Annotated in this window: 1 protein-coding gene; it reads right to left on the bottom strand. The window is 63.3% G+C overall.

The window, feature by feature from the left end:
• Positions 1 to 13 precede the first annotated feature (13 nt).
• The coding region (locus ACYVLQ_RS00705) for a hypothetical protein (RefSeq protein WP_460695371.1) at positions 14 to 834 on the bottom strand (821 nt) is incomplete at its 5' end.

Raw genomic sequence — 834 nt, 5'->3', positions numbered from 1 at the left:
GGTGGTCCCATGCTCATGGCAAAAACGGCTCCGAAGTGGTCCCTTCCTCCTGGCAGCCGACATCCAATTGCGCCCACGCATCGTGGTTTCTGCCTACGGTTGCGAAAGCCTTTGCCGCGCAAAGCCTTCGGAAGTCGACGACCCGGCCGTCATCGACGGGTATCACCAGCATCGCGTCGGCCAGATCGGCGGCTCGCGAATATTGATGCGTTGCGACGGCCAGTTTGGTTCGGTAACAGAGGATTCCGGTCGCGACGTTGGTGTCTCCTGCCGCCTCCGCATGCCGGTAGGCCAGTTGGAACAACTGGTCTCCCCGCTGCACGTCGCCTTGGTCCCACACCGCCCAAGCGGTGCTCGCGGTGGCTTCGCCGGTCAGCGATTGCAGCGCGGGTTTCAAACTCTCGGGGCAGTCACGAAGCAAGGCGGTACACGTCTGGGCCTGCGCTTCGATGATAGGGCGCGCCGCAGTGGAGCCGAGCTTGTCGTCCAGCTGGACCGCCGAATGGACGGTGGTTCGTAGGTGCTCGATCGCATCAGCGCTCACGACTGGGGTGTCCTCACCCCGCAGGGCCGACATACCAACTACTGCCGCAGTCGAGGCCAGGAAGTCTCTCCGGTTCACGTCCGGGTCTCCCGTCAATTCGTAGAAACGCCTCTTTGCCCCATGGTCCGCGTTGGTTAGAAGCCTGTCCAGGTGCGATTGGAAGCCGAGGCTCACGTTCGCCTCGGGTCGGCTCTCCCAGAAACTCACCGTGCGCTGCGCACAGGTCTGAACCGTCACGAGTAAGGGACCGGCTTCGGTGTCAGACCAGCGCCGGTCGGCGTGGTGGTTGT

The sequence above is a fragment of the Nocardia thraciensis genome (genome assembly GCF_054782435.1).
Note: the sequence above shows the minus strand (reverse complement) of the source record. Positions and strands in the feature narration are given on the sequence as shown.